Annotated in this window: 16 protein-coding genes; 6 read left to right on the forward strand and 10 right to left on the reverse strand. The window is 39.7% G+C overall.

Going from position 1 to position 16,423, the window contains the following annotated elements; genetic code table 11:
• Positions 1-156: 156 nt before the first annotated feature.
• From BIZ36_RS17430 to BIZ36_RS17445, 4 genes are all read left to right on the forward strand, one after another.
• Positions 157-810: a hypothetical protein gene (locus tag BIZ36_RS17430; protein ID WP_187459176.1), complete on the forward strand. Its 654-nt coding sequence runs from the start codon at positions 157-159 to the stop codon at positions 808-810.
• A gap of 252 nt (positions 811-1,062) precedes the next feature.
• Positions 1,063-1,698, forward strand: a complete 636-nt coding sequence (locus BIZ36_RS17435; RefSeq protein ID WP_187459177.1) for a transglutaminase-like domain-containing protein — start codon at positions 1,063-1,065, stop codon at positions 1,696-1,698.
• An 11-nt stretch (positions 1,699-1,709) separates the two neighbouring features.
• On the forward strand, positions 1,710-2,666 hold the full coding sequence (locus BIZ36_RS17440) for a D-2-hydroxyacid dehydrogenase (RefSeq protein ID WP_187459178.1): 957 nt from the start codon (positions 1,710-1,712) through the stop codon (positions 2,664-2,666).
• Positions 2,667-2,814: 148 nt separating this feature from the next.
• Positions 2,815-3,627: a hypothetical protein gene (locus BIZ36_RS17445; protein ID WP_187459179.1), complete on the forward strand. Its 813-nt coding sequence runs from the start codon at positions 2,815-2,817 to the stop codon at positions 3,625-3,627.
• A gap of 11 nt (positions 3,628-3,638) precedes the next feature.
• Here the strand turns inward: BIZ36_RS17445 and BIZ36_RS17450 are convergent, their stop codons facing one another.
• Positions 3,639-4,766, reverse strand: coding sequence for a sialidase family protein (locus tag BIZ36_RS17450; RefSeq protein WP_187459180.1), 1,128 nt, complete (start codon positions 4,764-4,766; stop codon positions 3,639-3,641).
• A gap of 197 nt (positions 4,767-4,963) precedes the next feature.
• Between BIZ36_RS17450 and hemN the strand changes: the two genes are divergently transcribed.
• Together hemN and BIZ36_RS17460 are read left to right on the forward strand one after the other, a co-directional pair.
• The gene (hemN, locus tag BIZ36_RS17455) at positions 4,964-6,316 is read left to right on the forward strand and encodes an oxygen-independent coproporphyrinogen III oxidase (RefSeq protein WP_187459181.1); all 1,353 of its coding nucleotides are present in this window, start codon (positions 4,964-4,966) and stop codon (positions 6,314-6,316) included.
• A 72-nt stretch (positions 6,317-6,388) separates the two neighbouring features.
• Positions 6,389-6,847 (forward strand): pyridoxamine 5'-phosphate oxidase family protein, encoded by a 459-nt coding sequence (locus tag BIZ36_RS17460; protein WP_187459182.1) that lies wholly within the window; start codon positions 6,389-6,391, stop codon positions 6,845-6,847.
• Positions 6,848-6,912: 65 nt separating this feature from the next.
• Here BIZ36_RS17460 and BIZ36_RS17465 read toward each other — a convergent pair whose 3' ends face one another.
• From BIZ36_RS17465 to BIZ36_RS17505, 9 genes are all read right to left on the reverse strand, one after another.
• Complete coding sequence (locus tag BIZ36_RS17465; protein WP_187459183.1) at positions 6,913-7,599, reverse strand: GNAT family N-acetyltransferase; 687 nt, start codon at positions 7,597-7,599, stop codon at positions 6,913-6,915.
• Between the two features lie 103 nt (positions 7,600-7,702).
• Positions 7,703-8,410: a sulfite exporter TauE/SafE family protein gene (locus BIZ36_RS17470; RefSeq protein ID WP_187459184.1), complete on the reverse strand. Its 708-nt coding sequence runs from the start codon at positions 8,408-8,410 to the stop codon at positions 7,703-7,705.
• A gap of 3 nt (positions 8,411-8,413) precedes the next feature.
• A complete protein-coding gene (locus BIZ36_RS17475) occupies positions 8,414-8,857 on the reverse strand; it encodes a FixH family protein (protein WP_187459185.1) in 444 nt (147 codons plus the stop codon).
• A gap of 7 nt (positions 8,858-8,864) precedes the next feature.
• Complete coding sequence (ccoG, locus tag BIZ36_RS17480; RefSeq protein ID WP_187459186.1) at positions 8,865-10,283, reverse strand: cytochrome c oxidase accessory protein CcoG; 1,419 nt, start codon at positions 10,281-10,283, stop codon at positions 8,865-8,867.
• Between the two features lie 67 nt (positions 10,284-10,350).
• Positions 10,351-11,232, reverse strand: coding sequence for a cbb3-type cytochrome c oxidase N-terminal domain-containing protein (locus BIZ36_RS17485; RefSeq protein WP_187459187.1), 882 nt, complete (start codon positions 11,230-11,232; stop codon positions 10,351-10,353).
• Between the two features lie 11 nt (positions 11,233-11,243).
• Entirely contained in the window at positions 11,244-11,420 is a 177-nt protein-coding gene (locus BIZ36_RS17490) for a CcoQ/FixQ family Cbb3-type cytochrome c oxidase assembly chaperone (RefSeq protein WP_100871949.1), read from the reverse strand.
• A 6-nt stretch (positions 11,421-11,426) separates the two neighbouring features.
• Positions 11,427-13,625: a cytochrome-c oxidase, cbb3-type subunit I gene (gene ccoN / locus BIZ36_RS17495; RefSeq protein ID WP_187459188.1), complete on the reverse strand. Its 2,199-nt coding sequence runs from the start codon at positions 13,623-13,625 to the stop codon at positions 11,427-11,429.
• A gap of 2 nt (positions 13,626-13,627) precedes the next feature.
• Positions 13,628-13,834 carry a cbb3-type cytochrome oxidase assembly protein CcoS gene (gene ccoS / locus BIZ36_RS17500; RefSeq protein ID WP_187459189.1) on the reverse strand — a complete coding sequence of 69 codons (207 nt, stop codon included), beginning with the start codon at positions 13,832-13,834 and terminating at the stop codon, positions 13,628-13,630.
• Between the two features lie 68 nt (positions 13,835-13,902).
• Positions 13,903-16,299 carry a heavy metal translocating P-type ATPase gene (locus tag BIZ36_RS17505; protein ID WP_187459190.1) on the reverse strand — a complete coding sequence of 799 codons (2,397 nt, stop codon included), beginning with the start codon at positions 16,297-16,299 and terminating at the stop codon, positions 13,903-13,905.
• Between the last annotated feature and the right edge of the window lie 124 nt (positions 16,300-16,423).

A 16,423-nucleotide genomic window follows, 5' to 3' on the forward strand; every position in this document is an offset into this window, starting at 1 on the left:
GCCATCGAGGAAAACTGTGCATATCAACCGCTATATGCAATCTGGTGTGCTCCCTTGTATTTTTCTTTTTTACGTACCTTTCGGTACGACAAACAAAAATCCAATCGCACGACTACACATAGCCCTGCGTTAGGCATAATTTAAAATCAACCAAGATTGAAAAAAGACTTTCTAATAAGCCTTGTAATACTACTCCTTTCCTTAATCAATATTTTTTTTCATCAAAACCAATTGATTTCACTTTCAGTTGGAATATCCGTCCTTGGTATAATAGGATTTATTTCTTTTATTTTAAAAAACAACTTATACAAAACACTATTCTTAATTTGGATATTAGCACAGTTTCCAATAATTGAAGTACACGAAATCAAGAATGGAATTAAATACGTAAACCCCATATTTGATTTATCACAAGCTTTCAGAATTAAAATCGGATTTGGACTGACTTATTTACCAAAAACTTTTTATATCGGCATAAACTTTATTCCTTTTGCATATTACGCATTGTATAAATTATTGGTGGCAAATTCACTGATTTCTAGTAGCGTGACAATTATTCCTGTAAGCGAACAATCTCCGATAACTAAATTCGCTCCTTTAACCGCCAAAATAATCGATACTGAAAATGGATTTTTAAAAGCCGAACTTTCCGAAAAAATTGAAATCGAAGGAAATGAGTATCAAATTTTATTATTTAAAACTATAGATAAAAGCATTTTTAATCTTGATAAAACAAGACAAAAATGTATTATAAAATTGATTCTCATCAACACTGGAATAGAATTACAAACAGAGGGATTTATAAAATAAAAACTATGCCTAACAAAGAACTGAGATGAAAAACAAGCTTTTTTAGCTCAATGTTGACATAAAGTTTTCATCATAGGGAAGTCCGTTTTTTACTACGCCAAAAGCTTGTTTGTAGCCTTCTCAAAAAATAGGACAGTTTAAAATTCAGATTTTCTAACTTTAATTTTTAACTGCCGTAGAATTATCAGTAATAGTTTTTGGATATATTTCGGTACATAAGTATATTTCTTTTCCATTGAAAATACTTACTAGATGAACTACCTACAACCTACCTATTATTTCGACTTTGAAAGCACTGAAATTCAAGAGCTGATCAGATCACTTCAAAACAAAGAGTTATATAATAAAGAAAAAACCGTTGTACTGTACACAAAAATAAGGGATGATTGGAGGTATGACCCTTATAGCATTAGCCTTACAAATGACAATTACAAGGCAAGTGTCATCGCCAAAAAAAATTCCGGTAATTGTGTTGAAAAGTCCATCTTACTAATTGCTTGTTTACGTGGCCTTGGTATACCCTCACGCCTACATCTAGGAAAAGTAAAGAACCACATTGCCGTGGAGCGACTCACAGAAAAATTCGGGAGCAATGAGCTTACTCCTCATGGAATGGTTAACGTTCGTTTAAACAATAAATGGCTTAAAATGTCTCCCGCTTTCAATAGTTCACTTTGTGAACGAATGAACGTAGACCCTTTGGAGTTTGATGGAGAAAATGATTCCTACCTACAAGCCTATAACAATGACGGTACCCAATTTATGGAGTATACGGATGATTATGGTTATTTTGATGACGTACCCGTAGATTTCATGAAAGCCAATATTAAAGAGCACTATCCCCATATTTTTGATACCGGAGAAAACATTACAGAATTTAAACTTTAAAAAATCCTACCATGAACATTACCGTACTGGACGGCTATACCCTTAACCCCGGAGATTTATCTTGGGACGGTCTAAAAGAGCTAGGAAACGTTGTGATTTATGATAGAACTCCGCACGATTCCCCATCTATTTTACAAGCTATAGGAAATTCCGAGATTATTTTCACTAACAAAACGCCCCTAACCGCAGACGTATTAAAAAAAGCACCCCAATTAAAATACATTGGGGTGTTGGCCACAGGATATAATGTAGTGGACATACAAACGGCCACAGAGCTAGGTATTTTGGTCACCAATGTTCCTACTTATGGTACACAAGGAGTTGCACAAATGACCATGGCCCTGCTCCTAGAAATGTGCCATCATGTGGGGGAGCACAACCGATCGGTACATAATGGGGACTGGGTACAAAGTGCCGATTTTTGCTACTGGAACTACCCCCTGGTAGAACTGACAGGTAAAACCATGGGCCTTATAGGGTTTGGAGAAATTGGGCAGGCAACCGCCAAACTTGCCAATGCTTTTGGAATGGAGGTTATTACCACCGGCAGCAGTAGATTAAAGGAACCCCAAGACTGTACCTATGTTAGCTTGGATGAACTTTTAAAAACATCGGATATTATAAGTCTACACTGTCCCTTAACGGAGGAAACTGAAGGTATGATCAATAAACACTCCATTGAAAAAATGAAGGACGGGGTCATGCTCATCAATACCTCCCGCGGCCCATTATTAATTGAGCAAGATGTTCGAGAGGCTCTCTTAAAGGGCAAAATTAGTTTTGCGGCGGTAGATGTCATCTCAAAGGAGCCCATGGAAAAAACGAACCCTTTGTTGGGAGTAGAAAATTGTATCATTACTCCCCATATTGCATGGGCCTCACAAGCTGCTAGAAAACGTTTGATGGATACCGCTGTTTCTAATTTGAAAGCCTTTCTTTATGGTAAGCCACGGAATAAGGTTAATTAGATAAAAATTCTTTAAATAATAACATAAAATTTGATCCTTAGGATATTCAATCCAGTATCTTTGTCGCCTTTTTTTTTATAAACCTTGTGAAACTTCTATGCGCTAACTGGCTAATTAGAAGTTTTTCTTTTTTAAAGATGAATGCGATATGGACCTATTATTTTTCTTAAAACTATTGATTGCCATCGTATTTGTAGTTGGCCTCTCGTTAATTGCAGAAAATGTTAGTCCCAAAATTGCAGGAATCCTTTCCGGATATCCAACTGGCTCCGCAATTACGCTATTTTTTTTCGGATTGGAAGTTAACCCCGAATTCGCCGCAAAAAGTGCTCTTTATAATATGGTGGGCTTAACTGGCGCTCTGAGCTTTGTATTAGCCTATTACATGGCTTCAAGACATATTAAAAAATATCCTATTTTCTTTTCTTCCATATGTGCCATTGTCACATATCTTCTAATAGTATGGATTTTGCACCACTTACAGGAAATAACTTATTGGACTATAATACTTCCGGTAACCTTCTCATTTTTTTGTATTTATTTCCTAAAAAATATAGAGAACTTGAAAATCAAAAAAAAGGTAAAATTGGGGTTGGACACTTTGATAATTAGGGCATTTTTTGCGGCCCTGATTATTTTGAGCATAACCATGGCGCCGAATTTTTTTGGTCCGGAATGGTCAGGTTTATTTTCCGCATTCCCCACTACCCTATTTCCATTGATAGTAATTATACATTATAGCTATTCCAAGGAACATGTACATACAATTATTAAAAATGTTCCAATAGGTATGTTTTCCCTCATCATTTATTCGTTAACCGTATCTATGGTTTATCCTACTTTTGGAATTTACTGGGGCACCCTACTTTCTTTTGCTTCGGCCACAGTTTACCTTTTGTTTTATAGTGTAGCCAAAAAGTATTACACAAAAAAACGAGTTTCATCCCTACATAAGCTGTAAACAAAAAGGGTTCAAAGTTTTGAGGGGTCTATAACCACATGTTTTACGGATTCCCGATTATAGGTGTACGTAGCATGTACCAGACCGTCTTGGGTCTGTATAATAGCCGGATAGGCATACCCATGTTCAGATTCCACATTTTCAAGGGTCATGACCGGTTTCCAATTTTTCCCATCTTCGGAAATAGCTAGATTTAACAGGTCCCTACCCCTATTCTCCTTGGTTCTTACCTTATGGTTATAAATTAACAATTGTCTACCGTCTTTTAAGCTCACGACATCCGTTCCGGAATTGGGGTTGGGCAAATCAATTCCCTCTACCTCGCTCCACGTTATTCCATTATCGCTTGACCAGGATTGTGCGAGAACACCTTGTCGGGTGCGGGCCAAAATCATCAACTTACCGTCCTTCGTTCGCATGATACTGGGCTGTATGGCATCAAAAGTAATTCCGTCATGAATGGGGCCTATCACTTCCCAATTTTTCATTTCAGCATCCGATTTTTCAAAATGGATTTTCCAGTAGGTCTCATCACCTTCTATTCGCTCACTGCTGCTAGGGTGTAAGATGCTTCCGTCTTCCAACTGAAATGATTTATTCTTTACTGGTCCAAGCAGGTGCCCCACTTTTTCATCCCTTCCTATTTTTACCCCTGAAGTCCACGTAGACCCATTATCATCAGAAGTTTTCATCATTCCCCACCAATCGCGTGGATTGGGTCCTTCTTTATAAAAAAGATAAAGAGGTCCGTTTTTGGGCTGTAACAAAACGGGGTTCCAAGTGGCATACCTCAACGTATCGTTATGAAATCCGTTGGCCACTTCCACGGGGTAAGTCCACTTATTATTTTTTAGGTGTGTCACCCTAATCCCCACATCTGGATGGTTTTCATGGGGCCCTGCAAAAAAGGCTGCAACTAGGCCAGACGGCGTTTCCACTATGGTAGAAGCATGGGCACTGGCCTCTGGCCTGTTGTCCAATTCATAGATAAAATCTCTTTTTAATAGGGCTCCCTCCCCAACTTTCTCCATAGGGGGAATAAAGAATTTACCGGTAACATCATTGGGTTTCTGTTGTTTTTGTGCCGATAATCCCAAGGTAATAGCAAAGAGTAAAAAGGTATATTTTAAATACGTCATAGGAGCAAATACTAATGTTCTACAATGAATAAAGTTTTGATTTGGAAATATACAAAACAACTTCGCAAGGATTCTGCCAATTTCTTATCTATAACTGGTGGTTTTTTAGCCTGTGGTTCATGAAAGGGTATCCATACCTGACAAATGTCATATTATAAGGTAGCGCTAAATCCTAAGTTTGCTTTAAAATTCTATCTATGTGCCAATTAATTCAAAAATATAATGTTGCGGGACCCAGGTATACAAGCTATCCTACGGTACCCTATTGGAACATCCATGATTTTTCTGGAAAAAAATGGGAAGCTTCGGTACTTAAAAGCTTTGAAGAAAGTAAATCGGAAGGAATTAGCCTTTACATTCATCTCCCTTTTTGTGAAAGTCTCTGTACGTTCTGCGGATGCCATAAAAGGATAACCAAAAGGCATGAAGTGGAAGTACCTTATATACAATCGGTACTAAAAGAATGGAAATTATATGTTGACCTATTGGGTAAAAGACCCAAAATCAAACAGCTTCACTTAGGAGGAGGTACGCCCACGTTCTTTTCCGTTGAAAACCTTGAATTGCTGATCAACGGTATTTTTAGAAAAGCCGACCGTGCCGAAAGCTATGAATTCAGTTTTGAGGGCCACCCGAACAATACAACTAAAGCACACCTGCAAGGGCTTTATAATTTGGGCTTTAAAAGGGTGAGTTTTGGCGTACAGGATTATAATCTAACGGTACAAATGGCCATTAGAAGGGTGCAGCCTTTCACCAATGTACAAAAGGTGACCGAATGGGCCCGTGAAATAGGCTATACCTCGGTCGGTCACGATATCATATTCGGTCTGCCCCATCAAACGCAAAATCATGTAAAGGAAACCATCTTAAAAACCAACGAATTACGCCCAGACCGGTTGGCTTTTTATAGTTACGCCCACACCCCTTGGTTAAAAGGAAATGGACAGCGCGGTTATAAGGATAGTGATTTACCTTCTGCCGATGAGAAACGTAAACAATATGAAATTGGCAAGGCACTTTTATTGGAAAACGGTTATTATGAAATTGGGATGGACCATTTTGCCTTACCAGCGGATAATCTTTACCAAGCCGTGCTAGAAGGTAACCTACATAGAAATTTTATGGGATATACCGATGCCCATACACAATTGATGATCGGCTTAGGTGCCTCTAGCATAAGTGATAGTTGGTATGGTTTTGCACAAAATGTAAAAGGCATTGAGGAGTATCAACATTTGGTAGCGAATGATGTCATACCAATTTTTAGGGGCCACATACTTTCTGAAGAAGACCAGAACATACGAAAGCATATTCTCAATTTAATGTGCCGCCTAGAAACAAGCTGGCACGAACAGGAAGAAGATTTGTTCAACGTAGCATTGGCAAAATTGGATGAAATGAAAACCGATGGCTTAATTGAAGTTTCAGGTGCAAGAATACGCATTACCGAGAAAGGAAGACCCTTTGTACGCAATGTTTGTATGGCTTTTGACCTTCACTTGCAAAGGAAAGCTCCTGAAACAAGATTGTTTTCGATGACTATCTAGTAGGGCAAAATCAATATGAAAATTGGAGCATACTGTCCAGCGACCAAAAAATTACTTAACTTAAAAGAAAAAATGATTAAAAATTTAAATACAGACGGTTGTTTGAAATTGCTGGGAGAAAACTATATTGGAAGATTAGGGTTTGTCTCTGGCCAAAGTCCATGCGTTATTCCCATTACCTATTTTCATGATGCTGAAGAAAAGTGCATTATCAGTTATTCCTTTATAGGTCACAAATTGGAGTCCATGAGACGCTTTCCCGCTGTTTCCCTTCAAGTAGATAACATAGCAGATGTACACCATTGGCAATCGGTATTAATACAAGGGCGATTTGAAGAACTTAAAGGTAGTACGGCTAAAAAGTACCTCCATAAATTCGCCCAAGGAGTTCAGAAAATTATTGAAGACCGCCAAGATGGCAACCCTAAATCCATAAGTGATTTTTCGGCGAACATCACCGGAAAGGAAGCCCCTGTAGCTTATCTTATTCGTATAAATAATATTAGCGGAAAGTATAGGGAATCAAAATAGATGCGCCCTTGGGCTTCATTCTATGTTAAAGATCGAACTTCGAAGAGTTAACAGACAAAACAAACTCATAATTTTCTATAGAGCCACCAGTTCATATCCCTGGTCAGTTCAAAACCTAATTTTTCATATAGGGAAATGGCCAAATTTCCCTTATTTGTATGTAAGATAGGTTTCTTTCCTTCTTGCAAAATCTCTTTTGTGGTATGTGCTATTAATTGCTTGGCCAAGCCCTGTCTTGTATAATCTGGGTGGGTGACTACTGCGCTTACCTCAATAAATTGATCGGTCTGCATTCGCTGCCCGGTAACCGATACCAATTTCCCATCTTTGAAAATACCAAAGTAATTACCCATTTCATAGGTTCTTTTTCTATAGTACCCCGGCATGACCAACCAAACTAGATCATAGATCTCATCCATCATTTCTTTGGACAGGGGAACTATTTTCTCCGTAATTTCAACATTCGTCAGCTGATTTAAAACCATCTGGCAACCATCAATCTTTTTTAAAAGTTCAATTTTTTCCTCGTCAATTTCTGGAGTTTGGTTTTCGGATACATAGAAAAACTCTTGAATGTTTTGTACATATTCATTGGAGGCAACTTTTGTCTTACGCTCGTCTTCAAACGAACCAAAAGGGCAAACCTCAGGATTGTAAAAACGCACTCCGTTTATTTCAATCGCAAACTTTTTATGGGTTTCGTTCAAGGAATGCCAAACAGGATTTTTAAGTTGTTCCTCTAGTGTAATCATCAATAGGTAAATCTAGGGATTGATTGAAAAAATGCAAAGATAAATGAAATGGAGGCATTTGACCCCCAGGAAGGTAGTAGATAACAACTTAAAATAGCAGCAATCAATTGTGGCATTCCATGGTAGCAGTAGCTGCCATATGATGTACTGGAGCAGGAGAAACGTAAGGAATGCCCAAACCGAGACCGCGAAGAATAAAGAGACAAGCTACGACCACCACAAAAACAGGAATCAATTTTTGTACTTTCAAACGTTGTTCTCCTTTCAGCAATCCACTAAAATACACCACTCCGGTCATTAACGGCACTGTTCCCAAACCAAAAAGCACCATATATAAAGCACCCTCGCCAGGCCCTGCCATCGCTATGGAAGCAAACAGCGCCATATAGACCAGTCCGCAAGGCAATAGGCCATTGAGAAAACCTATGGTCAAAAAAGTATCTGCGCTTTTCTTTTTAAACTCTTTTCCCAAACGGGATTTAACCTTGGAAATCAGGCGGTAAATTGGCTTGGAAATACTGTATTTGTTTAGGAGTTTAGCAGGGATAAGCACCAATATAATCATGAGTACCCCAATAGCAATCGATAGATTCTGTTGCATGCCAAAAACGTACAGACCTTTACCCAAAAAACCGAACAGCAGCCCCAGAATTCCATACGCAAACAGCCTCCCCAAATGATACAGAAAAATTTGAGCAAATTTCTTTAAATTGTTGTTTCTGTCTACCGGCAGCATAAAGGCAATGGGGCCGCACATGCCTATGCAGTGCAAGCTTCCCATCAGACCTAGTATGAGGGCGGACAACAACATTACTTAATAATTAAAGCTTTCTTTTTGAAGGAATTCCACTCCCTGGTATTCCCACATTATTTTAAGGTCCCAACGGCCACCCAACAAACGAGTGTCAGGTATAAGCAAAGATGTGTTGGACAGACGCAAATCGAGGTCAAAGTCCAAATGTTTATTGGATGGCCTATAAAGGGACACTTTTCCTTTTATTTTTTTATAATCTATCGTTTCCGGAAAGACCACTAGCAAGCCTTCTTCCGTTCTCTTCAATTGAATTTTCTCTAATTTCTTGGCATTGTTCTGGGCATCGATTTCATCTTGATAAGCCAATTCATGTTTGTAATATTCTTCGGTGACCAAATCATGGTCGGCCCTATTGTCCATACTCATTCTCACTACAAAAAACAGAATGAAGGAGATAAAAGCCACAAACGCCAATACGATTCCTGTTCCCCAATTAATTTTCATAACACATCTAATTATAACTCCTTGGACCCAAGAAGGCGGTTTTAGTGGTTTCTATCAGTTCACCACCACTGTACACACCTACTTTTATTTTTTCTTTATCACTTTTAATCGCTGCTTGGTTGATTTCTATAAACAGTGTCCCTTCTGCCAGGTCTTGCGCCGGAACCACAAAAGAGTCCCCACTCACCAATTTTACCGTTCCTTTATGCGAAAGCAGTTTGAAACTGACGTTATCTACATCTTCCACCGTTTTGTTCACCAATTTATAGGTATACACATTACTGATTATATTACCCTCTTTATGCTCATACAACTGCCCGGGCAATCTTAGTATATTGGCCTCCACATCATTTCTTAGAAAGAGCATTCCTACTAAGATTCCAACTAAAACGGTGAGTACAGCGGTGTAGCCCTTTAATCTTGGGGTAAACTTAAACTTCTCCTTTTTTTCAATATTCGCTTCACTGGCATAGCGAATCAAACCCTTGGGCTTGTCAATTTTTTCCATAATGGTATCGCACTCATCTATACATGCGGTACAATTGACACATTCCAATTGGGTTCCGTTTCTGATATCTATTCCTGTGGGGCAAACGTTCACACACTGAAAACAATCGATACAATCTCCAAAACCTAGCGCATCCCTATCCTCATTTTTCCTGAATTTCTTTCTTCCGTTTTCCGCTTCCCCACGCTTGTGGTCGTAGGCTACCACAACGGACTTATCATCTAACAACACCCCTTGCATTCTACCATAAGGGCACGCAATTATGCATACCTGCTCCCTGAACCAGGCAAAAACAAAGTAGAAAACAGCGGTAAAAATCAATAAGGAAACCATGGTACTTACGTGTACCAAAGGGCCATCTGCGATATACGCCAACAAGCGATCGCTACCAATGAGATAGGCCAAGAACACATTGGCAATTAAAAAGGATATCAAAAAAAAGATAATCCATTTGGTGACACGCTTTCTTATTTTTTCCGCGTTCCAAGGCTGGCGATCCAGTTTCATTTGAGCTCCTCGGTCCCCATCTATCCAATACTCGATGCGTCTAAAAACCATTTCCATAAAAATGGTCTGAGGGCACATCCAACCACAAAAAATACGACCCCAGGCTACCGTAAACAAGGCAATGAAAATCACACCAATAATCATAGAAACCACCACCAAGTGAAAATCTTGTGGCCAAAACGGGAAACCAAAAATATTGAACCTACGCTCCAGTACATTGAACATAAGAAATTGGTTTCCGTTTATTTTGATAAACGGACTCGCGAATAGAATAGCCAACAGAAAGTAACTAACATACTTTCTGTATTGATAAAAGTTGCCGCTGGGCTTCTTGGGAAATACCCAAGCCCGCTTACCCTCATCATTGATGGTACCAATACTATCCCTAAAATTTTCGCCGTCTTGTGACATCTATAAGATATTGTTAATTGGATTTTAAGCTTTCTTCTATTTCTAGGTCTACCGAGGTTGTAATTGATTATTCAGCGCTTTCCGTATCTACCCAAATATCACCTTCGGCATCCTTAGGATTGGCAGGAGTGGTACCCTGAAATGTCAATACATAACTAGCTACTTGAGCAATTTCGGCAGGCTTTAAGGTTTGTTTCCAGGCAATCATACCTTTTCCATCCCTACCGCCTTCGGAAACAGTGTTGAAAACATTTTTGATGCCTCCACCTAAAATCCAATGCTCATCGGTTAGATTAGGACCAATACCCCCTCCACCATCGGCCATATGGCAAGCAACGCAATTGGATTCAAAAATGGCCTTACCTGCACTTAAATCAGCGGCATCGGTAAGCGTTTCAACCGTGCTTGCATCGACCAAATCTTTTGCCGTCTTCTTATATTCCTCAATTTCTTGAGCTGCAATGGCCATTTCGGTCTTAAATTCCTGTTCTTGATCATAGTCATTGAAAATGTGGAAGCGCACCAAATAAATAGCACCAAAAATTATGGTAGCGTAAAACATATATACCCACCATGGTGGTAAATTGTTATCCAATTCTTGAATGCCATCATAATTATGGTCTAGGATAATTTCACCTTCTTCCTCCACAGGTTTGGAACCTAATAATTTTTTATAGGTCTTTTTACCCCAGCTCCATTCCCAACCTTTACTCTTGGAGTCCAAATACCGCTTTTTTCCTTCTTCGGACAAGGTCTGGAACATTACATTCTCAATAGCATTGATGATCAATGCTATGGCAATTAACAATACTAAAACGAACACTAAAAAAGCCTGTACCATCCTATTCTCTATGAATGCCGGCATTTCACCGGAATCCACCATATATTCCGTTAGTCCCAGGACGAGGAAGAAGGCTACGGGAATTTTTATCCACCAATTGTTTTTCATAATTCTATTTTTTATTGGTTGTTTTCATCTAAGGGTAATTCGCTCATTTCTTTTACATATGGCTTTGATGCGGTAAAAACCCACCAAAAAAGCAATGCAAAAAAGACGAAGAATATGAGTAATGATATCATTGGATAGGTGGCAATGCCCTCTATCGTTTCCATATGACCTTTTACGAATTTCAACATGACCTCTTAGTTATTTGATAGTAATTCATCAGTTTCTTTAATCTTAATATCCGTACCCAAACGCTGCAGATAAGCGATGAGGGCCACGATTTCACGGTCTCTCATTTCAACAAAATCCTCACCGTTTTCTTGTGCATATTTTTTATCCGCCTCGTAGGTTGCGGCAAAATCTGGATCGGTATACAGATTCTTTTCTATTTGCTCCGCTTGTTGGGCCATAGACTGCTCTGCATTAGCAATATCTTCATCCGTATACGGAACGCCCAAGGAAACCATGGCTTCCATCTTGGCCTTAATGCCACTTCTATCATGCTCATTGCGCACCAGCCATTGATAAGCTGGCATAATGGAACCGGAAGAAGTACTTTGCGGATCGTACATGTGGTTAAGGTGCCAATTGTCTGAATACTTGCCCCCTACCCTTAACAAATCAGGTCCTGTACGTTTACTACCCCAAAGGAAGGGATGGTCATATACGAACTCGCCCGCTTTCGCATACTCACCATATCGCTCTACTTCACTACGGAAGGGCCTTACCATCTGTGAGTGACAACCCACACATCCTTCCCTGATATAAAGGTCTCGCCCTTCCAATTCCAGAGGAGTATAAGGCTTCACGCTGGTGATGGTAGGTATATTCGATTTTACCAAAATGGTGGGAACAATTTGTATAATCCCTCCTATTAAAATGGCGATGGTCGCCAAAATGGTCAATTGAATGGGCTTGCGTTCCAACCAAGTGTGAAAAGTTTCACCGGCCGTTCTTCTTTTAGAAACTTTGGTCAAGGCAGGAGCCTCTGCCAACTCATCTTCAATTACAGAACCGGCTTTAATAGTTAGTACTACATTGTAAATCATCACACAAGCACCGATAATATACATGCTGCCCCCAATGGCGCGCATCCAGTACATGGGCATTATCTCGTTTACGGTCTCTAAAAAGTTACCATAGACCAAGGTTCCGTCAGGATTAAAATCCTTCCACATAAGGGCTTGGGTGAAACCAGCTACATACATAGGCAGCGCATACAGCACAATACCCAAAGTACCGATCCAAAAGTGGAAATTTGCCAGACTTAAGGAGTGTAATTTTGTTTTGGTCATTTTAGGCACCAACCAATAAATCATACCAAAGGTCAAGAAACCGTTCCAGGCCAAGGCCCCTACGTGAACGTGGGCAATGATCCAATCACTAAAGTGGGCTATGGCATTTACATTTTTCAAAGACAGCATGGGTCCTTCAAAAGTGGCCATACCATAACCGGTAATGGCTACTACCATAAATTTTAAAACAGGGTCGGTACGGACTTTATCCCACGCCCCACGCAAGGTCAAAAGTCCGTTAATCATCCCTCCCCACGAAGGAGCAATCAACATTACAGAAAAGGCAACCCCCAGATTTTGTGCCCAATCGGGTAATGAAGAATACAACAAGTGGTGAGGTCCGGCCCAGATATAGATAAATATTAATGACCAAAAGTGTACAATCGATAAACGATAGGAATAGATAGGTCTATTGGCAGCTTTAGGTACAAAATAGTACATAAGCCCCAAGAAAGGTGTAGTCAAAAAGAAAGCCACCGCATTGTGCCCGTACCACCACTGCACCAATGCATCTTGTACACCGGCATATACCGAATAACTTTTTAATCCGCTAACGGGAAGCTCCAAACTATTGAAAATATGTAATACGGCTACGGTAACGAAAGTTGCCAAATAAAACCAGATGGCCACATAAAGATGACGTTGCCTTCTTTTGAGAATGGTACCGATCATATTCCAACCAAAAACTACCCAAATAGCAGCGATGGCAATATCTATGGGCCATTCAAGCTCTGCATATTCCTTAGAAGTTGTAAAACCTAACGGAAGGGTTATAGCAGCCGCTAAAATGATTAACTGCCAACCCCAAAAATTAATGTTGCTCAGGGCATCGCTGAACATTCTGGTCTTGAGAAGCCTTTGCATGGAGTAATAGACCCCAGCAAAAATAGCGTTCCCCACAAAGGCAAAAATGACGGCATTGGTGTGCAAGGGTCGCAAACGACCAAAGCTCAACCAAGAAATACCATCGGTTAAATTGGGAAACATGAACATAAAGGCCAACAAGAGCCCAACGGACATACCCACAATGCCCCATACCATAGTGGCATAAAGAAATTTCTTTACAATCTTGTTATCATAATAAAATTGCTGTACCTCCATAATCAATTATTTAGTTCGATAGGTTTATTTTGTTTAAGGTCGTTTTGTTTTTCTGTGGCTTTTTTTACGAGCTCGTCTTCAAAAAGCATTCGTACCGATGGCGTATACGAATCGTCATACTGCCCCCTTTTTACCGAAAAGATAAAAGCGGCAAAAAAGACCAAGGCAACCACAATACTTATAGCGAGTAAAATATAAATGACACTCATTTTTCTAATTTGGTGTAAAACTACAGTTGGTAAAAAGGATTAAATATGACATTCATCAGGTTTTGAAATTATTTCAGTTTTTTTCCTAAAATATTGGTGGCAACCGTCGTAAAGGCTACAATACTAATAGAGCTTAAAGGCATGAGAATGGCTGCTATAACTGGTTCTAACTGTCCGCTCACAGCAAAATAGAGCCCTACCATATTGTACATTAGCGACAGTACAAAACTCATTTTTATGATGCGCATCGCTTTTTTTGAAGCTTGTATATAGGAATACAGCTCATTGAACTTGGTCGCATCCAATATGGCATCGCAAGCAGGTGAAAACACATTGATGTTTTCCGAAATGGCGATTCCTATATTTGCCTGTGCTAAGGCACCCGCATCATTGAGCCCATCTCCCACCATAAGCACCTTTTTTCCTTTTTCTTGAATTTTTTTAATAAAATGGAGCTTGTCTTCCGGTTTCTGGTTGAAATAAAAAGGTGTGGTAGCAGGCAACAATGCCTGGAGCCGCTTTTTCTCGCCTGCATTATCTCCCGAAAGAAGGGCCAATTGCAATTCTTTCCCCATTTCTTCAAAAAGATGGGCAACTCCTTTCCTATAGGTGTTTCTAAACACAAAACAGCCCTTGTAGGCATCGTTGGCTCTTATGTGTACGGATGTATTTTCTATATTTTGGGCGGAAGGACTGCCCACAAAATCGGCCGAGCCTATTTTAATGTTCCCTTTACTTCCGGAAGCCTGAATTCCCTTTCCGGTAAGTTCTTCATAATCCTCTAAAACTTCAATATCATGCTCCGCCAGCAAATCATACAAGCTTCTACTTAGAGGATGATTACTGGAACGTAAAGTATTTTTTAGAAGGGATTCTTCTTCCTCCGTTAAGGGAAGCCCCTCATAATTGGCAACACTTTTGGCGGAGGTGGTAATGGTTCCGGTCTTATCAAAAATAGCGGTATCAATTTGCGCCAATTGCTCAATGGCCTGAGTATTTTTTAGGTAGAATTTCTTCTTTCCGAAAATGCGCAGCATATTTCCTAAGGTGAACGGTGCCGCCAAGGCAATGGCACAAGGGCATGCAATAATCAACACGGCCGTAAACACGTTCAATGCCAAGGAAGGGTCTATCAGCAACCATATAGAAGTTGATATCGTGGCAATACTCAAGACGGCTATGGTAAACCTTCTACCAATACTATCGGTCAAGGTTTGGAACCTTCGGGATTTTTCATCGTTAAAAACCGCATTGCCCCACAATTGGGTTAGGTAGCTTTGTGAAACCGGCTTTACAATTTCCATCTCTATGGCCCCATGAAGTTGCTTTCCACCCGCAAAAACCTTTTCACCGGACTTTTTACGTACCGGTTCTGCTTCCCCCGTTACGAAACTATAGTCGATATGCCCATCACCCTTCATGAGTACACCATCCGCAGGTATTAATTCTTCATTTCTTATGAGTAGTCTATCGCCTTTTTTAATTTCGTAAATCTGGGCTATTTCTTCCTTCCCTTCTTCCGTAAAACGCGTCACGGCAATTGGGAAATAAGATTTATAATCCCTTTCAAAGGAGAGAAAGGAATAGGTTTTTTGCTGAAAGAACTTCCCGAGCAATAAAAAGAAAACAAGGCCTGTAAGGGAATCAAAAAACCCAGGTCCCCAGTTGAAAATGATATCTACCGTACTTCGCAAAAAGAGCACCAAAATTCCTAATGCGATGGGCACATCTATATTCAACATTCTGGAGCGAATACCTTTAAAGGCCGAAATAAAATAATCCCTTCCTGAGTACAGCACTACAGGAAGCGAGAAGAAAAACATAATCCACCTAAAAAGGTCTTGGTATTCATTTAGCCAATACTCCCCTCCTGTTTCTTGATTGGTATTCAAATCAAAATACTCCGGAAAGCTCAAGAACATCACATTTCCAAAAGCAAAGCCCGCAATACCCAGTTTGTAAATTAAACTGCGGTCTACGTTGGTAGGCTTTTCATCAAAATCGGCCAAAGTAATTTGGGGCTCATAACCAATACGGTTCATCATAATGGCCAATTGCTTCAGGCTAATAACCTCCGAATTGAAGGTAATACGAACTGTTTTTTTTGGAAAATCTACCTGAGAGCCCTTGATTCCAGTATTTAGTCTGTTCAGATTTTCTAAAATCCAAATACACGAACTACAGTGAATATGGGGTATATACAAGTTTACTACCTGCATATTGCCATCATTGAATTCCAATAGTTTTTCAATAATGGCGGGAGCATCTAAAGAATCATATTTGCCTTCCTGTTCTTGGGGAGTAGCCCCGGCGGCGGACTGTAGTTCATAATAATAGCTAAGGTCATTTTCCGAAAAAATTTCATAGACCATTTTACAGCCGTTGCAACAAAAGGTTTTTTCGTCATACTCGACGGAGCTTTTACCACAATCGGTGCCACAGTGGTAACAATTCGTATTTTCCATTGACTTTGCTTATACGCCACAAAATTCCTATCTAAGACCTTAAAAGAATATGATAATTGTCATGTTTTGCGTACTTTAGTAGAGCTACTTTTGTTTTGTCAGGTATAACAATCAACTTATGGAA

This window comes from Cytophaga sp. FL35 (genome assembly GCF_014349235.1).
Classification (GTDB): Bacteria; Bacteroidota; Bacteroidia; order Flavobacteriales; family Flavobacteriaceae; genus Euzebyella.

Coding starts and splice junctions, on each gene's coding strand:
- BIZ36_RS17435 (WP_187459177.1), top strand. CDS start 1,063: ATGAACTACCTACAACCTACCTATTATTTCGACTTTGAAAGCACTGAA.
- BIZ36_RS17440 (WP_187459178.1), top strand. CDS start 1,710: ATGAACATTACCGTACTGGACGGCTATACCCTTAACCCCGGAGATTTA.
- BIZ36_RS17445 (WP_187459179.1), top strand. CDS start 2,815: ATGGACCTATTATTTTTCTTAAAACTATTGATTGCCATCGTATTTGTA.
- BIZ36_RS17450 (WP_187459180.1), bottom strand. CDS start 4,766: ATGACGTATTTAAAATATACCTTTTTACTCTTTGCTATTACCTTGGGA.
- hemN (WP_187459181.1), top strand. CDS start 4,964: ATGTGCCAATTAATTCAAAAATATAATGTTGCGGGACCCAGGTATACA.
- BIZ36_RS17460 (WP_187459182.1), top strand. CDS start 6,389: ATGATTAAAAATTTAAATACAGACGGTTGTTTGAAATTGCTGGGAGAA.
- BIZ36_RS17465 (WP_187459183.1), bottom strand. CDS start 7,599: ATGATTACACTAGAGGAACAACTTAAAAATCCTGTTTGGCATTCCTTG.
- BIZ36_RS17470 (WP_187459184.1), bottom strand. CDS start 8,410: ATGTTGTTGTCCGCCCTCATACTAGGTCTGATGGGAAGCTTGCACTGC.
- BIZ36_RS17475 (WP_187459185.1), bottom strand. CDS start 8,857: ATGAAAATTAATTGGGGAACAGGAATCGTATTGGCGTTTGTGGCTTTT.
- ccoG (WP_187459186.1), bottom strand. CDS start 10,283: ATGTCACAAGACGGCGAAAATTTTAGGGATAGTATTGGTACCATCAAT.
- BIZ36_RS17485 (WP_187459187.1), bottom strand. CDS start 11,232: ATGAAAAACAATTGGTGGATAAAAATTCCCGTAGCCTTCTTCCTCGTC.
- BIZ36_RS17490 (WP_100871949.1), bottom strand. CDS start 11,420: ATGTTGAAATTCGTAAAAGGTCATATGGAAACGATAGAGGGCATTGCC.
- ccoN (WP_187459188.1), bottom strand. CDS start 13,625: ATGGAGGTACAGCAATTTTATTATGATAACAAGATTGTAAAGAAATTT.
- ccoS (WP_187459189.1), bottom strand. CDS start 13,834: ATGAGTGTCATTTATATTTTACTCGCTATAAGTATTGTGGTTGCCTTG.
- BIZ36_RS17505 (WP_187459190.1), bottom strand. CDS start 16,299: ATGGAAAATACGAATTGTTACCACTGTGGCACCGATTGTGGTAAAAGC.